This is a genomic window from Pseudomonas sp. E102, assembly GCF_052660185.1.
Map to the genome: position 1 here is coordinate 1,652,779 of NZ_CP084025.1, position 19,269 is coordinate 1,672,047.

Here is a 19,269-nt window from a genome sequence, read left to right on the forward strand (position 1 = left end):
GGTTACTCCACACTCTCGGGAGCGGCGATTTGCTGCTCAATGACCTGCTTTTCTACCTCATCGGCTGGCTTGACCTCCGGCTTGACCCACCATGTAGTGGTGCCGATGTCATAGGTCGGCGTGGCTTTCGGGTGGCCGATGTGGTTCCAGTAGGCCACGCGCCAGGTCTTGATGTGCCAGTTGGGAATTACGTAATAGCCCCATTGCAGGACCCGGTCCAACGCCCGGGCATGGGCCACCAGGCTCTTGCGCGAGTCAGCGTTGATCAACTGTTCCACCAGTTGGTCCACGGCAGGGTCCTTGAGGCCCATGGTGTTGCGGCTGCCGGGTTTGTCCGCAGCGGCCGACATCCAGAATTCGCGCTGCTCGTTTCCTGGCGAGCTGGATTGCGGAAAGCTGCCCACCACCATATCGAAGTCCCGCGAACGCACGCGGGTGATGTATTGCGACACGTCGACGCGGCGGATCACAAGTTCAATGCCCAGGTCACTCAGGTTGCGTTTGAACGGCAGCAGGATCCGTTCGAATTCGGTCTGGGCCAGCAGGAACTCCAGCACCACCGGCTTACCTTGGGCATCGACCATCTTGTCATCGACGATGCGCCAGCCGGCTTCCTGCAACAGCTGATAGGCCTTGCGTTGCTGGTCGCGGATCATGCCGCTGCCGTCGCAGACCGAAGGTTGGAAGGCTTCGGTGAAGACTTGCTCGGGAATCTTGCCGCGCAAGGGTTCGAGAATCTTCAGCTCGTCTTCGCCGGGCAACCCGGTGGCGGCCATTTCCGAATTCTCGAAATAGCTGCGGGTGCGGGCGTAGGCACCGTTGAACAACTGCTTGTTGGTCCATTCGAAGTCCAACAGCAGGCTCAGGGCCTGGCGCACCCGTACATCCTGGAACACCGGGCGGCGCAGGTTGAAGATGAAGCCTTGCATGCCCGTAGGGTTGCCGTTGGGAATCTGTTCCTTGATCAGGCGGCCTTCGGTCACGGCGGGGATGTTGTAGGCGTTGGCCCAGTTCTTCGCGGTCATTTCCAGCCAGTAATCGAACTGTCCGGCCTTGAGGGCTTCCACCGCCACGGTGTTGTCGCGGTAATAGTCGGTGGTCAATACGTCGAAGTTATAGAAACCGCGGTTCACCGGCAGGTCCTTGCCCCAATAATCCTTCACCCGCTCATAGCGGATCGAACGTCCGGCCTTTACTTCGGTGACCTTGTAGGGCCCGCTGCCCAGGGGAATTTCCAGGTTGCCCTTGCTGAAATCGCGGCTGGCCCACCAATGCTTGGGCAATACCGGCAGTTGGCCGAGGATCAGCGGCAGTTCACGGTTATGGGTGTGCTTGAACTTGAACAGAACCTTGAGTGGGTCTTCGGCGATGACCTCGGCCACATCGTTGTAATAGCCGCGGAACATCGGCGCGCCATCCTTGGTCAGGGTCTCGAAGCTGAACACGACATCTTCGGCGCGCATGGGGTGGCCGTCGTTGAAGCGCGCTTCGGGGCGCAGGTAAAAGCGCACCCAGCCGTTGTCCGGCGCTTTCTCGATTTTTTCCGCGACCAGGCCGTATTCGGTGAAGGGCTCATCCAGGCCTTGCTTGGCCAAGGTGTCGTAGATCAGGCCGATGTCATCGGCAGGTACGCCTTTGCTGATGAATGGGTTGAGGCTGTCGAAGCTGCCAAAGCCACCCTGACGGAATATTCCGCCCTTGGGGGCATCGGGGTTCACGTAGTCGAAATGCTTGAAATTGGCCGGGTACTTTGGTGGCTCGTTGTACAAGGTCACGGCGTGCTGCGGCGCGGCGCAGGCCAGCCCGGCGAATAACAAACTGCCGGCCTGCAGAAGCAGGGCGCGTAGAGGCTTCATTGATCTTTCTCCGAAGATTTCAGCCACCACGCGCTCAGGCCCAGGGTGTAGGGCGGCGTGGTGACAAAGGCGAACCGGTTGCGATACGCCAGGCGATGGTAATTGATATACCAGTTGGGAATGCAGTAATGCTGCCACAGCAGGACCCGGTCCAGGGCCTTGCCGGCGGCGACTTGTTCGTCGCGGGTCTGGGCGGAGAGCAGTTTTTCCAGCAGATGGTCAACCACCGGATTGGCGATCCCTGCGTAGTTCTTGCTGCCCTTGATCCCGACCTGGCTGGAGTGGAAATACTGCCATTGTTCAAGGCCCGGGCTGAGGGTCTGGCCCAGGGTCAGCAAAATCATGTCGAAGTCGAACTGGTCCAATCGCTGCTTGTACTGGGCACGATCCACTGTGCGCACTCGGGCCTGGATGCCAATGCTGGCCAGGTTTTCGACGTAGGGCTGCAGGATGCGCTCCAGGTTCGGGTTGACCAGCAGGATCTCGAAGCGCAGGGGTTGGCCGGCGGCGTTGAGCAGGTGCTGGCCGTTGAGGGTCCAGCCGGCTTCCTTCAGCAGGCCAAGGGCCCTGCGCAGGGTTTCCCGGGGAATGCCGCGCCCGTCGGTTTGGGGCAGGCTGAAGGGCTCGGTCAGTAATCGAGGGGGCAGTTGTTCACGGTAAGGTTTGAGCAACAGCCACTCGTGGCCGACGGGCAGGCCAGTGGCGGAGAATTCGCTGTTGGGGTAATAGCTGAGGGTTCGTTTGTACGCGCCGCTGAACAGGGTGCGGTTGGTCCATTCGAAATCGAACATCAACCCCAGGGCTTCTCGGACCTTGACCTCGCCGAAGGTGGCGCGCCGGGTGTTCATGAACAGGCCCTGGGTCTGGGTCGGAATCTGGTGGGGAATCTGCGCCTTGATCACATCGCCACGGTTCACCGCCGGAAAGTTGTACCCGTTGGCCCAGTTCTTGGCCTGGTGCTCGATGTAGATGTCAAACTCACCGGCCTTGAAGGCTTCGAAGGCGACGCCGCTGTCTCGGTAGAAATCCACTTCCATTCGATCGACGTTGTACTTGCCACGATTGACCGGCAGATCCTTGCCCCAGTAGTCCTTGACTCGCTCGAACACCAATTGGCGACCTGGCTGCACTTTGGTGATGCGATAAGGCCCGCTGCCCAACGGCGGCTCGAAGGTGGTCGCCTTGAAATCGCGGTCTTTCCAATAATGCTGCGGCAACACCGGCAGCTCACCCAGGCGCAGGATCAGCAGCGGATTGCCCGAGCGCTTGAACACGAAGCGGATTCTCAGCGGGTTGAGGACATCCACCCGCAGCACTTCCTGCAAATTGGTCCGGTATTGCGGATGGCCATCTTTGAGCAGCGTTCGGTAGGAAAACGCTACGTCATAGGCAGTGATCGGCACGCCATCATGAAAGCGCGCTTCGGGCCGCAGGTTGAACACCACCCAGCTGCGGTCCTCGCTGTACTCCACCGACTGGGCGATCAAGCCGTAACTCGACGTTGGCTCATCCCCTGAGGGCGCATATTGGCCAGTGCCTACCATGAGCGGTTCGTTCAGCTCATTGATGCCGTATTGCAGGAAGTTCGGCGTGGAAACCGGGCTGCTGCCCTTGAATGTATAGGGATTGAGGGTATCGAAGGTGCCAAACGCCATGATCCGCAAGGTGCCGCCCTTGGGCGCTTGCGGGTTGACCCAGTCGAAGTGGGTGAACCGGGCCGGGTATTTCAGCGTGCCGAACTGCGCATAGCCATGGCTTTCGCTGATGGTAGCGTCGGCGGCAGGGCTCGATGCCAGGCTGATCAGGAGCAGGAGGAGGGGGCGTATCAAGTCTGGGATCCGATCCAGGCGGCTTGGGCATTTATGGCCTGTACAGTAACAGCTTGTATGGGCGGGAAAAAGGCGGTGGGCCAAAGCCTCTCAGATTAGGCGAAGCCGGGGCGAGCATGCATTCGTGGCGAGGGAGCAAGCTTCCTCGCCACGAATGCTGCTCGGGCACAGCCCTTCAGCCATCGATAAGCTTAGTGCGGGGAATAGACCGTCAACATCTGCCCAGGCTTGAGCGCCTTGCCCATGCGCGGGTTCCAGCGCTTGAGGTGCTGCATTTCGACATTGAAGCGCTTGGCGACGACGTACAGCGAGTCACCCTGCTTGACCTTGTATTGGGTCTGCTTCTTTTGTTCCTTGCCCTTGGCGGCCACGACGGTGTTGATGCGCTTGCCGCGGGCCTTGGTGGCCTTGACGTCCTGCATCACCAACGTTTGACCGACCTTGAGCTTGTTGCCGCTGAGCTTGTTCCAGCGCTGCAAGTCCTTGGTCTGGACCTTGTTGGCCTTGGCGATCTGGGCCAGGTTGTCGCCGCGCTTGACGCGGTAGGTGCGCCTTGCGCCTTCCACTTCGCTGTCATCGGCGGTCTCGAAGACTGGCTTGAGCGAGCGAGGGCTGATCAGTTCTTCCGGGCGCATGGTCGACAGGCTGGCGGTCAGCAGTTGCGCCTTGGAGGTCGGCACCAGCAGGTGCTGCGGGCCGTCGATGGTGGTGCGCTGCTTGAAGGCCGGGTTGAGCTGGAACAGCTCGTCCTCGTCGATGTTCGCCACCGCCGCGACCTTCGACAGGTCCATGCGCTGGTTGATCTCGACGACCTGGAAGTACGGCTCGTTGGCGATCGGGTTGAGGTTCACGCCATAGGCGTCCGGAGCCAACACGACCTGGGACAGCGCGAGCAGCTTGGGCACGTAGGCCTGTGTTTCGCTGGGCAGCGGCAGGTTCCAGTAGTCGGTGGGCAGGCCAAGCTTCTCGTTGCGCTCGATGGCGCGGCTGACCGTGCCTTCACCAGCGTTATAGGCCGCCAGTGCCAGCAACCAGTCACCGTTGAACATGTCGTGCAGGCGCGTCAGGTAGTCCATCGCGGCGGTGGTGGACGCGGTAATGTCACGACGGCCGTCGTAGAAGCGGGTCTGGCGCAGGTTGAAATAACGCCCGGTGGAAGGGATGAATTGCCACAGTCCCACTGCATTGGCCCGGGAATAGGCCATGGGGTTGTAAGCGCTTTCGATCACCGGCAACAGCGCCAGCTCCAGCGGCATGTTGCGTTCTTCAAGACGCTCGACGATGTAGTGGATATATAAGCTGCCGCGCTCGCCGGCATTTTCCAGGAATGAAGGGTTGCTGGCGAACCACAAACGCTGCTGCTCGATGCGCGGGTTGACGCCGGCGGTTTCCTGGAGCTGGAAGCCCTGGCGCATGCGTTCCCACACATCCTGGGGCACCTGGGGGGTAGGCTTTTCCGTGAGCCACACAGGTTTTTGCTTGGCCCGCGCGGCGACATTCGGCTTATGCGCAGCATCGCTCTGTGGCACCTGGCCGGTGCTCTGACAGCCCGCCAGCGTGGCGGACACTGCCACCGCGATGGCCTGGGCCAAGCGGGTCAGTGTGTCTGACTGGACGGACCTGCGAATAGATGACGACATTGGCTGGAAGTAAGTTCCGGGCAAAAATGTCGGCCGATTCTAGGAAGCGCACCCCAGCAGGTCAACCATTCAGAATTTTTGTATCAATCGGTAGCTGCCTTAGAACTTATCTTTCCAGGCCCTCAAGGCCGCAAAAACCTCACTCGCCGTCTGGTTGGGTTGACCGTTCCGTTCGTCTGCTTTTTGTTTAACGGATGTTTCAGCGGTGCGCAAAAACGGATTGGTGAGTTTTTCCAGAGCCAGGGTCGAGGGCAGGGTGATGATGCCCTGGTTGCGCTGCTGGGTGACTTTCTCCAGGCGGGCGGCAACGTCTGGGTTGGACGGCTCGACCGCGGCGGCGAATTTCAGATTGCTCAAGGTGTATTCATGGGTGCAGTAGACAAGCGTATCTTCAGGGAGCGCGGCGAGGCGGCCCAGGGAGTGGTGCATCTGTTCGGGCGTGCCCTCGAAAAGCCGTCCGCAACCGGCGGCGAACAGCGTGTCGCCACAGAACAGCAGGCCACGGTGGTAGTAGGCGATATGCCCCAATGTGTGCCCGGGAACCGCATAAACATCGAAGTCCAGGCCCAGCACATTGACTTTCGCGTGGTCGTGAAGGGCGATGTCTCGCGCCGGGATGTTTTCGCTGGCCGGGCCGTAGACGGTGGCGCCGGTCGCGCTTTTCAGCGCGGCGACACCGCCGACATGATCGTGGTGATGGTGGGTGACCAGGATGTCGCTCAAGACCCAGTCGGGATGAGCCTCGAGCCACCCCTGCACTGGCGCGGCGTCGCCTGGATCGACCACGGCGCAAGTCTGCGTCGAGTGGTCTTGTAACAACCAAATGTAGTTATCGTTAAACGCGGGCAGGGCAGTGATCTGTATCATCGTCGAATTCGCCAAGCTCAAAACAAAGGCGCATCTTAGAACTTCCTGACGCGTTGGAGAATGCAATGACCGATGAAGCGTTCGCTCAGGCCGATCCTGACTGGCTGGCATTGATCAGCTCTGCCCGTGAGTGGCTGTCCGGCCCTGTCGGGCAATTTCTGCTGGAAGAAGAACGCCGCATGCTCGAAGACGAGTTGGGCCGGTTCTTTGGCGGCTATCTGGTGCATTACGGTCCTTCGGCGCAAACGCCACCGTCGGCGCCTCAGGTCCAGCGCAACGTGCGCTTGGGGGCGCCGTTGCCGGGCGTCGAGATCGTTTGCGAGGAGCAGGCCTGGCCCTTGAGCGAGCATGCCGCCGATGTGGTGGTGATGCAGCACGGCCTGGATTTCTGCCTGTCGCCCCATGGGCTGTTGCGCGAAGCCGCCAGCAGCGTGCGGCCCGGTGGGCATCTGTTGATCATCGGCATCAACCCCTGGAGCAGTTGGGGATTGCGCCACGTATTTGCCAGCGATGCGCTGCGCCAGGCCCGTTGCATTTCGGCCTCGCGGGTCGGCGACTGGCTCAACCTGCTGGGTTTCGCGCTGGAGAAACGCCGCTTCGGGTGCTATCGTCCGCCGCTTGCGTCGCCCAAGTGGCAGGCCCGATTGGCTGGCTGGGAGCGCAAGGCGGGTGACTGGCAATTGTCCGGTGGCGGCTTCTATTTATTGGTGGCGCGCAAGATCGCGGTCGGGCTGCGCCCGGTGCGTCAGGCGCGACGCGAGCCGATGGGCAAGCTGATTCCCTTGCCGATGGCCAAGGTCAACCGTCGCCACATCGAGCCGTAATCCCTTTATCGATGGTTCTGGCCGTATCCGGCTCCGGGCGCTGATCGGCCCTGGGCGGCGGCCTTTTGTTTTTTGGATTGATTGGCATGAGCGATAGCGTGGAACTCTTCACTGATGGCGCCTGCAAGGGCAACCCTGGCCCGGGTGGCTGGGGTGCATTGCTGGTGTGCAAGGGCGTGGAAAAGGAGCTCTGGGGCGGCGAAGCCAATACCACCAACAACCGCATGGAGCTGATGGGCGCCATTCGGGGGTTGGAAGAGCTCAAGCGTCCTTGCGACGTGCTGCTGGTGACCGACTCGCAGTATGTAATGAAAGGCATCAACGAGTGGATGGCGAACTGGAAGAAGCGCGGCTGGAAGACGGCGGCGAAAGAACCGGTCAAGAACGCCGACCTCTGGAAATTGCTGGACGAGCAGGTCAACCGCCACAACGTCACCTGGAAATGGGTACGTGGCCACATTGGTCACCACGGAAACGAACGGGCCGACCAGTTGGCCAATCGAGGAGTGGATGAGGTGCGCGGCTACAAGCAGTCCTGATCCGGCCGGATCTGATTTTTGGCAAATGGAAATAATCGTGGCGAGGGAGCTTGCTCCCGCTGGACCGGTCCGGCGCCTCGGGCGAAGCAGGCCCCTTTCGGCGGTCGCTGCGCAACCTAGTGGGAGCAAGCTCCCTCGCCACAAAAGCGGTCCCAGGCTAATCCCACCTCATAGCATGGTAAGATCCGCGCTTTTGCAAGACTGCCCGTTGAGAATTGAACACTGATGGCCAACAGATCTGTAGTACTGGATACCGAAACCACCGGCATGCCGGTGACCGACGGTCACCGGATTATTGAAATCGGCTGTGTCGAGCTGATGGGTCGGCGCCTGACCGGCCGTCATTTCCACGTTTACCTGCAACCGGACCGCGAAAGTGACGAGGGTGCCATTGGCGTGCACGGCATCACCAATGAATTTTTGGTGGGCAAGCCGCGTTTCGCCGAGGTGGCCGATGAATTCTTCGAGTTTATCCAGGGCGCCCAGCTGATCATTCATAACGCGGCGTTCGACGTCGGGTTCATCAACAATGAATTCGCCCTGTTGGGCCAGCACGACCGCGCCGATATCACCCAGCACTGCACCATTCTCGACACGTTGATGATGGCCCGGGAACGGCATCCGGGGCAGCGCAACAGTCTTGACGCCTTGTGCAAGCGCTACGGCGTCGACAACTCCGGCCGTGAGCTGCACGGCGCCTTGCTCGACTCCGAAATCCTTGCCGACGTCTACCTGACCATGACCGGCGGGCAGACCAGCCTGTCCCTGGCCGGTAACGCCTCGGACGGCAACGGTACCGGCGAAGGTTCGGGCAACCAGGCGACCGAAATCCGTCGCTTGCCCGCGGACCGCAAGCCGGCCCTGATCATCCGCGCCAGCGAAAGCGACCTGGCCGAACATGCCGCGCGTCTGGAAGCGATCGCCAAGTCCGCGGGCGCCCCGGCATTGTGGACGCAACTGGCTGAGGCGCAGGCCGCCGCGAATTGATCCGGATCCACGGTTCATACCGATCATTTCCCGCGACAATCGCCAGTACCTTCTAACCTGAAGCAAGGCAGGCCATGGATACCCGCTTGATGTGTAAAGATTCGAGAGGCAAGGGCAATGGATGGCACTGTGCCGTTGATTGCCTCAAGGAATGAGGACCTTTCCCTGTATGCAACCGGTCAAGAATCCCAAGCATCCCGGCCTCTCGGTACGCGTCGTCGACGACGGCTTTGCCGTGTATGTCTGGGGGAGTGATTTCAGTTTTGACGTCAGCGCCTACGGTACGCCGCAGATCGGCCGGCCGGTGAGCCAATGGCCGGTGACGCCGATCGTTCCCTACCGCAAGTGCTACGGTATCGATCCTGAAGAATTCGCCAGTTTCCGGGATGCCCCCGACAGCGAAATCTTCATGGCCTACCTGGACGACCAGCCAGTGGGTCACCTGGTGATCAGCACCAACTGGAATGGCTATGCCCATATCGATGAGTTGGCGGTGCATGCCCCGGCTCGCCGGCATGGGGTGGCCAAGGCACTGTTGGACGTGGCCCAGTTCTGGAGCCGCAAGAAAAAACTGCCGGGCATCATGTTGGAAACCCAGAACAATAACCTGGGTGCCTGCCGTCTCTACGAACGTTGCGGCTACGTGCTCGGCGGGATCGATCATTTGCGCTATCGCGGCATCGATCGGCATACCGCCGAGGTGGCGCTGTTCTGGTACCGGTTGTTCGACGATCCGCTGGGCATGACGATCAGTGGTTCAGCAACGCCTCGGCTTGTTCCGTAATTCGTTCCAGCAGCGCTTGGACCGTCGGCGAGGGCTGCACACCGTTCAGGCTCAGTGCGTAAAGGCAGATCGGAACGGCTGGTGACACCGGGCAGATATCCAGCCCGCTGCCCTTGGCGCCCGAGGCGGTGAATGGATCGACGATGGCGAGGCCTTCGCCGGCTTCGACCATCGCGCGCATCATCTGGTGCGTCTGCACACGAATCTGGATCACCGGTGCGGGGCGCAGCGCCGCGAGCTTGTGGTCGAATGCCAGGCTCAGCGGGTCATGACCATCAAGCCCCACCAGCGACTGGCCCGCCAAGTCCTGTATTGAAATGTATTTCTGCCGAGGTTGCAGCCAGCCGTGGGGCGCCAGCAATTGCAATTTGCCTTGGGCGATTGTTTGGCAGTGGATGTCCGGGTGTTCCGGATCGTGCAGGCTCAGGCCCAAGTCGCTTTCACGCAGCAACAGGCTCTTGACGATTTCGCGGGTTGGTTCGCTGAGCAGGGTGCAAGGCGCATCCGGATGGCGCCGACGCAGGGCGGCGATGCCCAGGGGCAGCAACTGTTGCGCCAGCGGCGGGGTGCAGATGATGCGCAGGGGCGGCGCCTGATGATGTTTCAAGCTGCTGGCCAGCCGCTGTATTGGCTCGAGGGTGTCGTAAAGCTGCGTAATGCCTTCGCGCAACTCCAGGGTTTCGCGGGTGGCCTGCAATCGTCCGCGAACGCTGGCAAACAGCATGAAACCGAGCTGGGCTTCTGCATTGCGCAGGATCGACTCGACTTCGGCCACCGGCAATTGCAGCCATTCGGCCGCGGTTGCGAGGTGGCCGGTCTGCAGCAGCGCCTGGATCACTTCGATGTGGCGTAAACGCATGCAAGAAGTCCGTTTTAGGCAGGTAAGCCATTGGGAGGCTGAATCCTAACCCAATTACGGGTGCGACTTCTGCTCAAGAAACCGGGTTACAGCGCTATTTGCGGTTCGGGTTCGCGGATCAGTTCGATGCCGGACTGCACCAGGAGAAATTTCTCCTCATCCAACTTGCTGACTCGATCGCCAATGGCCAGCTTATAGGTGATGACATCCTTGCCAATGCCGTCCTGGGACGGGTCTGATTCTTGGAATTCATGCACAGAATAGACGCGTCCTTCAGCGTCCCGCGCATGAAACTGTCCGACAAGTACTGTTGCCATTGCTTAGAACCTCTGGAAATAGATCACTCGATTTGCGGTTCTGTAGACCTTTGCCGAGCGCGGTAAGTTTTCCTACAAGAAAAAAATAGTCCGTGCGGCAGGTTTTCGACGCTCCATTGGTCCAATTGTCGTGCCGATCATCTATAACTACAGGCTTCCTATGAGCCGACAATCGAGAACCTCTGATGAGTAATGTCTACAACGTTGCCGTTTTGGTGGGCAGCCTGCGCAAGGCGTCGATCAACCGCAAGATTGCGCTGGCGTTGGCGGAGCTGGCGCCAACCAACCTCAAGCTGAATATCGTCGAGATAGGCGAACTGCCGCTGTACAACGAAGACATTGACGTGACACCGCCCCAAGCCTACGCCAGGTTTCGCGAGCAAGTAGGCGCCGCCGACGCGCTGCTGTTCGTAACCCCGGAATACAACCGCTCGGTGCCGGCCCCTCTGAAAAACGCCATCGACGTTGGCTCGCGCCCTTACGGCCAGAGTTGCCTGAGTGGCAAGCCAGGCGCGGTGATCAGCGCTTCACCCGGTGCGATGGGTGGTTTCGGCGCCAACCATCATCTGCGCCAATCCCTGGTGTTTCTCGATGTGCCCTGCATGCAACAACCGGAAGCCTACCTGAGTGGCGCGGGGACCGCGTTCGACGAAGCGGGCAACCTCTCGGATTCGGTCAGGCCGTTTTTGCAGAAGTTCATCGATAGCTATAGCAAGTGGGTCGAGCAGCACAAGAAGCTTTGATCTGTGTTGACGGTGCCGGCGTTGGTTGTGCGGTTGTCCCTTAGATGGCGTCGGCCTCAATCGCGAGCAAGCTCGCTCCCACAGGAAACTGCATTCCAAATGTGGGAGCGAGCCTGCTCGCGATGGTGCCCCGAAGGGCATTTCAAAGCTTAGCCGTTGCCCGGCACATCCGGCCAAAGATTCGCCACAAGGAACGCCCGCTCGGCTTCTTCCCATTCGCCCTCGGCATTTTCCGTCAGGCGCACCATCAGTTGTGCCGGCGCCATGGGGTCGAGTGCGGTTCGCCAGGCGTCCAGTTGCGCGACAGTCCAGACCTGGTCCGGCGGATAATGGGCCGGGGCCAGCCAGGCGGCGCGGGGCAGGGGCTGCCAGCGGCCCGGAGGCCGTTGGCCGATGAACTCGGGCCAATCACGTTGATGCAGCCAACGGCCGCGCAAATGCCTGGGGTGCGCGCCGCTCGGTGGTTCGGCCTCGCCGGGCCAGGGGTAGAGCAGATAACCGCCGAGCCATAGGTGTGGACGAAACGATTCGATGCCCAGCGCAGCTAGGGCTTGACGACTTTCCGGGCGGGCTGAAATCGGCAGTTGGTGCTCGCGCAGGTGCGCCAGCTTGCGGTCGAGACGGTCATGGCAGCCGGGGCCGAGCCATTGCGCAGTGTCGTAGCCGTTGCCCTGTTGCGGGCCTAGGTACAGCTTGATCGCCAGTTCCAGGTGGTGCACACCTTCGCCATCGCGCAGCAGCAGGTCCAGTTCCCCCAGCGTATGGCCTTCGCGACGGATCGGCAGGTTCGCCGCGATCAGTTCGATGCCCGGCGCGTGTTGCACGGCAAACTGCCACAACCTTTCGTAATACAGGCCCAGGCGCCGCGTCCGACCTTGGGACAGGCATTGCAGCAGCGGGTAGCTGTCGCGGTCCAGTTGGCGAAGCCAATGCTCCAATCGATGGGGTTGCTGCACCCAGTCGCTGCCCGCCAGCGGGTGACGCTGGGGCCAAGGGGTGTCGATGAGCATCGGTGGGGCGACGATCACCCACGCCAGATCCCGCACTTCGGGATGGCGCAGGCGGCGGGGCAGGTCCAGCAACTCAGGGAACAGGATCATCTTGCGAGCATAGCCGTTGCGCTGGAGGCTTAAAGAATTTTGTCTACGGAGCGCTTTCGCCCATAATCGTATTTTTCGCCCGTCGCAGACCCTCGCAGGAGCCTCATGGAGCAATTTCGCAATATCGGCATCATCGGTCGCCTGGGCAGTTCACAGGTGCTGGACACCGTTCGCCGTCTCAAACGCTTCCTCCTGGAGCGGCACCTGCATGTGATCCTCGAAGACACCATCGCCGAAGTGCTGCCGGGCCACGGTCTGCAGACATCGTCGCGCAAGATGCTCGGCGAAGTCTGCGACATGGTCATCGTCGTCGGCGGCGACGGCAGCCTGCTGGGCGCCGCCCGGGCCTTGGCGCGGCACAACATTCCGGTACTGGGCATCAACCGTGGCAGCCTTGGCTTCCTCACCGATATCCGCCCGGACGAGCTGGAAATCAAGGTTGCCGAGGTACTGGACGGCCATTATCTGGTGGAGAACCGCTTCCTGCTGCAAGCCGAGGTCCGTCGTCACGCCGAGGCCATCGGCCAAGGCGATGCCCTCAACGACGTGGTGCTGCACCCCGGCAAGTCCACCCGCATGATCGAATTCGAGCTGTACATTGATGGCCAGTTCGTCTGCAGCCAGAAGGCCGACGGCCTGATCGTCGCGACGCCCACCGGTTCCACCGCCTATGCGCTGTCGGCGGGCGGGCCGATCATGCATCCCAAGCTCGACGCTATTGTGATTGTGCCCATGTACCCCCATACCTTGTCTGGGCGACCCATCGTGGTCGATGGCAACAGTGAACTGAAAATCGTCGTGTCCAAGGATATGCAGATCTACCCGCAAGTATCATGCGACGGCCAGAACCATTTCACCTGCGCGCCAGGTGACACCATCACCGTCAGCAAAAAGGCCCAGAAGCTGCGCCTGATCCACCCGTTGGATCACAACTACTACGAAGTCTGCCGGACCAAGCTCGGCTGGGGCAGTCGTCTGGGGGGTGGAGGCGACTGATGCTCGATCCCGCGCGCAGTTACGACCTGATCGGCGACGTGCACGGATGCGCCTTGACCCTGGAACACCTGCTTGACCGGCTCGGTTACCACAAGCAGGGCGGGGTCTGGCGGCATCCGTCGCGCATGGCTGTGTTCCTCGGAGATATCATCGACCGTGGCCCGCGTATTCGCGAGGCGCTGCACATCGTCCACGACATGGTGCAGGCCGGCCAGGCGCTGTGCATCATGGGCAACCACGAATTCAATGCGCTGGGTTGGAGCACCCCGGCACTGCCGGGCAGCGGCCAGCGCTACGTGCGTGAGCACACGCCGCGCCATGCCCGCCTGCTCAACGAGACGCTGAGCCAGTTCGAGCAGCACCCTGGCGAGTGGCGCGATTTCCTCAAATGGTTCTATGAGCTGCCGTTGTTTGTCGATGCCGGCCGTTTCCGGGTCGTGCACGCTTGCTGGGATGCCGGCCTCATCGAACCCTTGCGTGGTCTGTTTCCGAATGGCTGCGTCGACGAGCATTTTCTCCAGGCGTCGGCCGAATCCGGCAGTTTCGCCTGTACGGTCTTCGACCGCCTGCTGCGGGGCACCGACATGCGCCTGCCCCATGGCATGACCCTGACGGGTGGCGATGGCCTGACGCGGGCATTCTTCCGCACCAAGTTCTGGGAAGACAACCCGCAGACCTACGGCGACATCGTGTTCCAGCCTGATGCATTGCCAGAACCTGTGGCCCGCACGCCATTGTCCCCGGATGAAAAAAACAACCTGCTGCGTTATGGCGTCGATCAGCCGATGTTGTTCGTCGGCCATTATTGGCGCAGCGGCAAGCCTGCGCCGATCCGCTCGAACCTGGCGTGCCTGGACTACAGCGCGGTGCTCTATGGCAAGCTCGTTGCGTATCGCCTCGACCAGGAAACCCGCCTGGATCCGCACAAGTTCGTCTGGGTCGATGTCGAGCGACCGGAGGTGGTGCAATGAGCGTCGTCGCGGTCCTGCGCCTGCCCCTGGCGGTAGACCTCAGCGGTTTCGTCAAACTGCTGCAACGCATGCAGGTCCCCCATCGCGTCAGTGAAGAGGCGGGTGAGCAGGTGCTCTGGGTGCCGAACGAGATCAGCGAAGACGTGCGCTCGTTGTATGCGCGATTCCCTGCTGGCGATCCCGAGCAACAGCTGGAACTGCCGGACAAGGGCAGCACTTCCCGGCGAACCGGGTTCGTGCAACAGCTGACCCGCAGTCCGGTGACGGCCCTGGTATTGCTGCTGAGCCTGATCGTCAGTGCCGTGACGCTGCTGGGGGACAATCTTGAAACCTTGCGCTGGCTGACCTTCCTCCAGTTTCGCATCGTCGGCGAGTACATCCAGTTCACACCGCTGGCCGATAGCCTGGCGGCGGGGCAGTGGTGGCGCCTGGTGACGCCGATGCTGATTCACTTCGGCTTCCTGCACATCGCCATGAATGGCATGTGGTATTGGGAGCTGGGGCGGCGGATCGAAGCGCGCCAGGGCGGCATCAACCTGTTGGGGCTGACGCTGCTGTTCAGCCTTGTCTCCAATTTCGCCCAGTACTTTTTCAGCGGCCCGACGCTGTTCGGCGGGTTGTCGGGAGTGTTGTACGGCCTGCTGGGGTATTGCTGGATCTACCAACTGCTCGCACCGAACCCGGCCTATCATTTGCCCCGAGGGGTGCTGGTGATGATGCTGGTGTGGTTGCTGCTGTGCCTGTCCGGGCTGGTTTCGCTGATCGGTTTCGGCGAGATCGCCAACGCGGCCCATGTCGGTGGGCTACTCGTCGGCTGCTTCACCGGGCTGTTGGGCGGGCTGTTCGCTCGCCGTAAAATGTCTCTTTGACAGGCGCCTGTGTCTTTTGAAAATGCGCGATTGCGCGGAGAATCCATGTCTTCCTTCAACGAAATGATCCAGAACATAACCCCCGACATCTACCGCAGCCTGAAGTTGGCCGTGGAGATCGGTAAATGGGCCGATGGCAACAAGCTCACCGCCGAGCAGCGCGAGCTGTCGCTGCAGGCGATGATCGCCTGGGAAATCCAGAACCTGCCCGAGGAAGAGCGCACCGGCTACATGGGCCCGCAGGAATGCCAGTCCAAAGCCATCGAAGTGCCCAATATCCTGTTCAAGTCGGATGCCATCCATTGATCGAGATTGGCCGCGGTGCAATCAGCAAGATGTCGGCGCGCCTTGACGGGCCGACTGTTCAATATGCCTTTCGCCTGGGTGACGTCGAGGTGCCGGTCAATCCGTTGATCGGCAGCACGATTCGCCTGCAATACCTTGGTGCGATCCACTGCACCCATTGCGGACGCCGGACCAAGACCAGTTTCAGCCAGGGTTATTGCTACCCTTGCATGACCAAGCTGGCCCAGTGCGACCTGTGCATCATGAGCCCCGAGCGCTGCCATTTCGACGCGGGCACCTGCCGCGACCCAGCGTGGGGCGAGCAGTTCTGCATGACCGATCACGTGGTCTACCTCGCCAATTCGTCGGGCGTGAAAGTCGGCATCACCCGCGCCACGCAGTTGCCGACCCGCTGGCTCGACCAGGGTGCGAGCCAGGCGCTGCCGATCCTGCGGGTCGCCACCCGCCAGCAGTCGGGGTTCGTCGAGGACCTGTTCCGCAGCCAGGTGGCGGACAAGACCAACTGGCGCGCCTTGCTCAAGGGCGACGCGGCGGCGGTGGACTTGCCCGCCATCCGCGATTCCCTCTTCGAAAGCTGCGCCCCGGGCTTGCAGGGCCTTCAGGAACGATTCGGCTTGCAGGCGATCCAGACCATAGCGGACGTCGAACCCATCGAGATCCGTTACCCGGTGGAGCAATACCCGGCCAAGATCGTCAGCTTCAACCTGGACAAGGACCCGATCGCCGAGGGCACGCTGTTGGGAATCAAGGGCCAATACCTGATTTTCGACACCGGCGTGATCAATATTCGTAAATACACGGCTTACCAGCTCGCCGTGCATCAGTAGAAGGATTCGACCCATGCGCACCGAACAACCGAAGATGATCTACCTCAAGGACTATCAGGCCCCCGAGTACCTGATCGACGAAACACACCTGACCTTCGAGTTGTTCGAGGACCACAGCCTGGTCCATGCGCAACTGGTGATGCGCCGCAACCCCGAGCGCGGTGCCGGACTGCCGCCGCTGGTGCTCGATGGCCAGCAGTTGGAATTGCTATCGATCAAGCTCGACGACGCCGACCTGGGGCAGGGCGACTACCAGCTCGATGACAGCCACCTGACCTTGCAGCCCAAGGCCCAGGCGTTCACGGTCGATACCACTGTGCGGATCCATCCGGAAACCAATACAGCGCTGGAAGGCCTCTATAAATCCGGCAGTATGTTTTGCACCCAGTGCGAGGCCGAGGGGTTCCGCAAGATCACTTACTACCTCGACCGCCCTGATGTGATGAGCAAGTTCACCACCACGGTGGTGGCCGAGCAGCACAGCTATCCGGTGCTGCTGTCCAACGGCAACCCGATTGCCAGCGGCCCCGGCGAAGACGGTCGGCACTGGGCGACCTGGGAAGATCCGTTCAAAAAACCCGCCTACCTGTTTGCACTGGTGGCCGGTGACCTGTGGTGCGTCGAAGACACGTTCACCACCATGACCGACCGCACCGTGGCGCTGCGCATCTACGTCGAGCCAGAAAACATCGACAAATGCCAGCACGCCATGACCAGCTTGAAGAAGTCGATGCGCTGGGACGAAGAGGTGTACGGTCGCGAATACGACCTCGACATTTTCATGATTGTCGCGGTCAACGACTTCAACATGGGCGCCATGGAAAACAAGGGCCTCAATATCTTCAACTCCAGCGCCGTGCTGGCCCGTGCCGAAACCGCCACCGACGCCGCGCACCAGCGGGTCGAGGCGATCGTTGCCCACGAATATTTCCATAACTGGTCGGGCAACCGCGTGACCTGCCGCGACTGGTTCCAGTTGTCGCTCAAGGAAGGCTTCACGGTGTTCCGCGACGCCGGCTTCTCGGCGGACATGAACTCGGCCACCGTCAAGCGTATCCAGGACGTGGCGTACCTGCGTACCCACCAGTTTGCCGAGGACGCGGGGCCAATGGCCCACCCGGTGCGCCCGGACAGCTTCATCGAGATCTCCAACTTCTATACCCTGACCGTGTACGAAAAGGGCTCGGAAGTGGTCGGCATGATCCACACCCTGCTGGGGGCCGAAGGCTTCCGCAAGGGCAGCGACCTGTATTTCGAGCGTCACGACGGCCAGGCCGTAACCTGCGACGATTTCATCAAGGCCATGGAAGATGCCAACGGTGTCGACCTGAGCCAGTTCAAGCGCTGGTATAGCCAGGCCGGTACCCCACGGCTGGTGGTGAGCGAGTCCTACGACGCAGCGGCCAAGACCTACAGCCTGACCTTCCGCCAGAGCTGCCCGCCAACCCCGGACAAAGCGGAAAAACTGCCGTTCGTGATTCCCGTCGAGTTGGGCCTGTTGGACAGCCAGGGCGGTGAAATGCCCCTACGCCTGAACGGCGAAGCGGCGGCCAGCGGCACGACCCGGGTGATCTCGGTGACCGAAGCCGAGCAGACCTTCACCTTCGTCGATATCGCCGAGAAGCCTCTGCCTTCGTTGCTGCGCGGTTTCTCCGCACCGGTGAAACTGAGCTTCCCATACGACCGCGACCAACTGATGTTCCTGATGCAGCACGACAGCGATGGCTTCAACCGCTGGGATGCCGGCCAGCAGTTGTCGGTGCAGGTGTTGCAGGAACTGATCGGCCAGCACCAGCGGGGCGAGAGCCTGGTGCTGGATCCACGGCTGGTCAGCGCATTGCGCACCGTGCTGTCGGATGAATCGCTGGATCAGGCGATGGTCGCGGAAATGCTCTCGCTGCCAAGCGAAGCCTACCTGACCGAAATCAGCGAAATCGCCGACGTCGAGGCGATCCACGTCGCCCGCGAGTTTGCCCGCCGGCAATTGGCGCAGGACCTGTTCGAAGCCTTATGGCTGCGCTATGAGGCCAATCGCGACCTGTCCCGGCGCACGCCTTACGTGGCCGAGGCTGAACACTTCGCCCGTCGCGCGTTGCAGAACATTGCGCTGTCGTACCTGATGCTGACCGACAAACCGCAAGTGTTGAGCGCGACGCTCGATCAGTTCGACACTGCCGACAACATGACCGAGCGCCTCACGGCGCTGGCGGTGCTGGTCAACTCTCCGTTCGAAACCGAGAAGACTCGCGCCCTGGAAGTGTTCGCGGAAAACTTCAAGGGCAACCCACTGGTCATGGACCAATGGTTCAGCGTACAGGCGGGCAGCCCGTTGCCGGGTGGCCTGGCGCGGGTCAAGGCGCTGATGGAGCACCCTGCGTTCAACATCAAGAATCCGAACAAGGTGCGGGCGTTGATCGGCGCGTTCGCCGGGCAGAACCTGATCAACTTCCACGCCGCCGACGGTTCGGGCTACCGCTTCCTGGCGGATCTGGTCATCCAGCTCAACGGTTTCAACCCGCAGATCGCCTCGCGGCAACTGGCGCCGCTGACCCGGTGGCGCAAATACGACAGTGCCCGCCAGGCACTGATGAAGGCCGAGCTGGAGCGCATCCTGGCGTCTGGCGGGTTGTCGGCCGATGTGTTTGAAGTGGTGAGCAAGAGCCTGGCTTGACCAGGCTTCGCGCTGCCTTTTGTGGCGAGGGAGCTTGCTCCCGCTGGCCTGCGAAGCAGGCCTGCTCTTGATTCGTTTCGCCACTGAAGGCGCGTGAACCAGGAAAAGGGAGTCCTCCGGCCTCCAGCGGGAGCAAGCTCCCTCGCCACAGTCATCATTCTCACGAATATCTTCTGATTCACCCCTTCCCGTTATCCCCATGGTTAACAAAAGATAACGTGGCGTCGATTGTCAGACCTTTCGAAAGCCCGATAGGATAGGTTCCGCTTGCGAGTGGCTCTAGA

The 19,269-nt window shown here is 61.1% G+C and carries 18 protein-coding genes; 11 read left to right on the plus strand and 7 right to left on the minus strand.

The annotated features are described in order from the left end of the window. Positions 1 to 2: 2 nt before the first annotated feature. The 4 genes from DOCECA_RS07690 to gloB all read right to left on the minus strand — a co-directional run bounded on the left by DOCECA_RS07690 (position 3) and on the right by gloB (position 6,192). On the minus strand, positions 3 to 1,856 hold the full coding sequence (locus DOCECA_RS07690) for an extracellular solute-binding protein (RefSeq protein ID WP_445571696.1): 1,854 nt from the start codon (positions 1,854 to 1,856) through the stop codon (positions 3 to 5). Beyond that, positions 1,853 to 3,682 carry an extracellular solute-binding protein gene (locus tag DOCECA_RS07695; RefSeq protein WP_434611562.1) on the minus strand — a complete coding sequence of 610 codons (1,830 nt, stop codon included), beginning with the start codon at positions 3,680 to 3,682 and terminating at the stop codon, positions 1,853 to 1,855. Before DOCECA_RS07695 ends, DOCECA_RS07690 begins: the two co-directional genes overlap by 4 nt. A gap of 194 nt (positions 3,683 to 3,876) precedes the next feature. Further along, complete coding sequence (locus DOCECA_RS07700; RefSeq protein ID WP_420766564.1) at positions 3,877 to 5,325, minus strand: transglycosylase SLT domain-containing protein; 1,449 nt, start codon at positions 5,323 to 5,325, stop codon at positions 3,877 to 3,879. 99 nt (positions 5,326 to 5,424) lie between these two features. Next, entirely contained in the window at positions 5,425 to 6,192 is a 768-nt protein-coding gene (gene gloB, locus DOCECA_RS07705) for a hydroxyacylglutathione hydrolase (protein ID WP_445571697.1), read from the minus strand. 65 nt (positions 6,193 to 6,257) lie between these two features. Between gloB and DOCECA_RS07710 the strand changes: the two genes are divergently transcribed. From DOCECA_RS07710 to DOCECA_RS07725, 4 genes are all read left to right on the plus strand, one after another. Then, positions 6,258 to 7,016 carry a class I SAM-dependent methyltransferase gene (locus tag DOCECA_RS07710; RefSeq protein ID WP_420766562.1) on the plus strand — a complete coding sequence of 253 codons (759 nt, stop codon included), beginning with the start codon at positions 6,258 to 6,260 and terminating at the stop codon, positions 7,014 to 7,016. An 86-nt stretch (positions 7,017 to 7,102) separates the two neighbouring features. Beyond that, positions 7,103 to 7,555 carry a ribonuclease HI gene (rnhA, locus tag DOCECA_RS07715; protein ID WP_420766561.1) on the plus strand — a complete coding sequence of 151 codons (453 nt, stop codon included), beginning with the start codon at positions 7,103 to 7,105 and terminating at the stop codon, positions 7,553 to 7,555. 225 nt (positions 7,556 to 7,780) lie between these two features. Further along, positions 7,781 to 8,542, plus strand: coding sequence for a DNA polymerase III subunit epsilon (gene dnaQ, locus DOCECA_RS07720; protein ID WP_445571698.1), 762 nt, complete (start codon positions 7,781 to 7,783; stop codon positions 8,540 to 8,542). Positions 8,543 to 8,711: 169 nt separating this feature from the next. Next, positions 8,712 to 9,326, plus strand: a complete 615-nt coding sequence (locus DOCECA_RS07725) for a GNAT family N-acetyltransferase (protein WP_420766559.1) — start codon at positions 8,712 to 8,714, stop codon at positions 9,324 to 9,326. Here DOCECA_RS07725 and DOCECA_RS07730 read toward each other — a convergent pair. Beyond that, positions 9,292 to 10,185: a LysR substrate-binding domain-containing protein gene (locus tag DOCECA_RS07730; protein WP_445571699.1), complete on the minus strand. Its 894-nt coding sequence runs from the start codon at positions 10,183 to 10,185 to the stop codon at positions 9,292 to 9,294. The genes DOCECA_RS07725 and DOCECA_RS07730 overlap by 35 nt on opposite strands. Positions 10,186 to 10,271: 86 nt before the next feature. After that, on the minus strand, positions 10,272 to 10,502 hold the full coding sequence (locus DOCECA_RS07735; RefSeq protein WP_420766557.1) for a hypothetical protein: 231 nt from the start codon (positions 10,500 to 10,502) through the stop codon (positions 10,272 to 10,274). Positions 10,503 to 10,687: 185 nt separating this feature from the next. On the opposite strand from DOCECA_RS07735, the gene DOCECA_RS07740 reads away from it, so the two are divergent. After that, the gene (locus DOCECA_RS07740; RefSeq protein WP_420766556.1) at positions 10,688 to 11,245 is read left to right on the plus strand and encodes an NADPH-dependent FMN reductase; all 558 of its coding nucleotides are present in this window, start codon (positions 10,688 to 10,690) and stop codon (positions 11,243 to 11,245) included. A gap of 149 nt (positions 11,246 to 11,394) precedes the next feature. On the opposite strand, the gene DOCECA_RS07745 is transcribed toward DOCECA_RS07740, so the two are convergent. Beyond that, positions 11,395 to 12,345, minus strand: a complete 951-nt coding sequence (locus DOCECA_RS07745) for a DUF1853 family protein (protein ID WP_445571700.1) — start codon at positions 12,343 to 12,345, stop codon at positions 11,395 to 11,397. Between the two features lie 105 nt (positions 12,346 to 12,450). Here DOCECA_RS07745 and DOCECA_RS07750 point away from each other — a divergent pair, with 105 nt between their 5' ends. The 6 genes from DOCECA_RS07750 to pepN are packed head-to-tail and all read left to right on the plus strand — an operon-like array spanning position 12,451 to position 18,985. Further along, positions 12,451 to 13,341: an NAD(+) kinase gene (locus DOCECA_RS07750; protein ID WP_003180647.1), complete on the plus strand. Its 891-nt coding sequence runs from the start codon at positions 12,451 to 12,453 to the stop codon at positions 13,339 to 13,341. Then, the gene (locus DOCECA_RS07755) at positions 13,338 to 14,312 is read left to right on the plus strand and encodes a metallophosphoesterase (RefSeq protein WP_420766633.1); all 975 of its coding nucleotides are present in this window, start codon (positions 13,338 to 13,340) and stop codon (positions 14,310 to 14,312) included. The genes DOCECA_RS07750 and DOCECA_RS07755 overlap by 4 nt, the downstream gene beginning before the upstream one ends. Then, positions 14,309 to 15,181, plus strand: a complete 873-nt coding sequence (locus tag DOCECA_RS07760; RefSeq protein ID WP_445571701.1) for a rhomboid family intramembrane serine protease — start codon at positions 14,309 to 14,311, stop codon at positions 15,179 to 15,181. Before DOCECA_RS07755 ends, DOCECA_RS07760 begins: the two co-directional genes overlap by 4 nt. Positions 15,182 to 15,226: 45 nt before the next feature. Beyond that, positions 15,227 to 15,487 (plus strand): YeaC family protein, encoded by a 261-nt coding sequence (locus DOCECA_RS07765; RefSeq protein WP_420766553.1) that lies wholly within the window; start codon positions 15,227 to 15,229, stop codon positions 15,485 to 15,487. Then, positions 15,484 to 16,314: a DUF2797 domain-containing protein gene (locus DOCECA_RS07770; RefSeq protein WP_434563739.1), complete on the plus strand. Its 831-nt coding sequence runs from the start codon at positions 15,484 to 15,486 to the stop codon at positions 16,312 to 16,314. Before DOCECA_RS07765 ends, DOCECA_RS07770 begins: the two co-directional genes overlap by 4 nt. Positions 16,315 to 16,327: 13 nt before the next feature. Next, a complete protein-coding gene (gene pepN, locus DOCECA_RS07775) occupies positions 16,328 to 18,985 on the plus strand; it encodes an aminopeptidase N (protein WP_445571702.1) in 2,658 nt (885 codons plus the stop codon). The last annotated feature ends 284 nt before the right edge of the window (positions 18,986 to 19,269 follow it).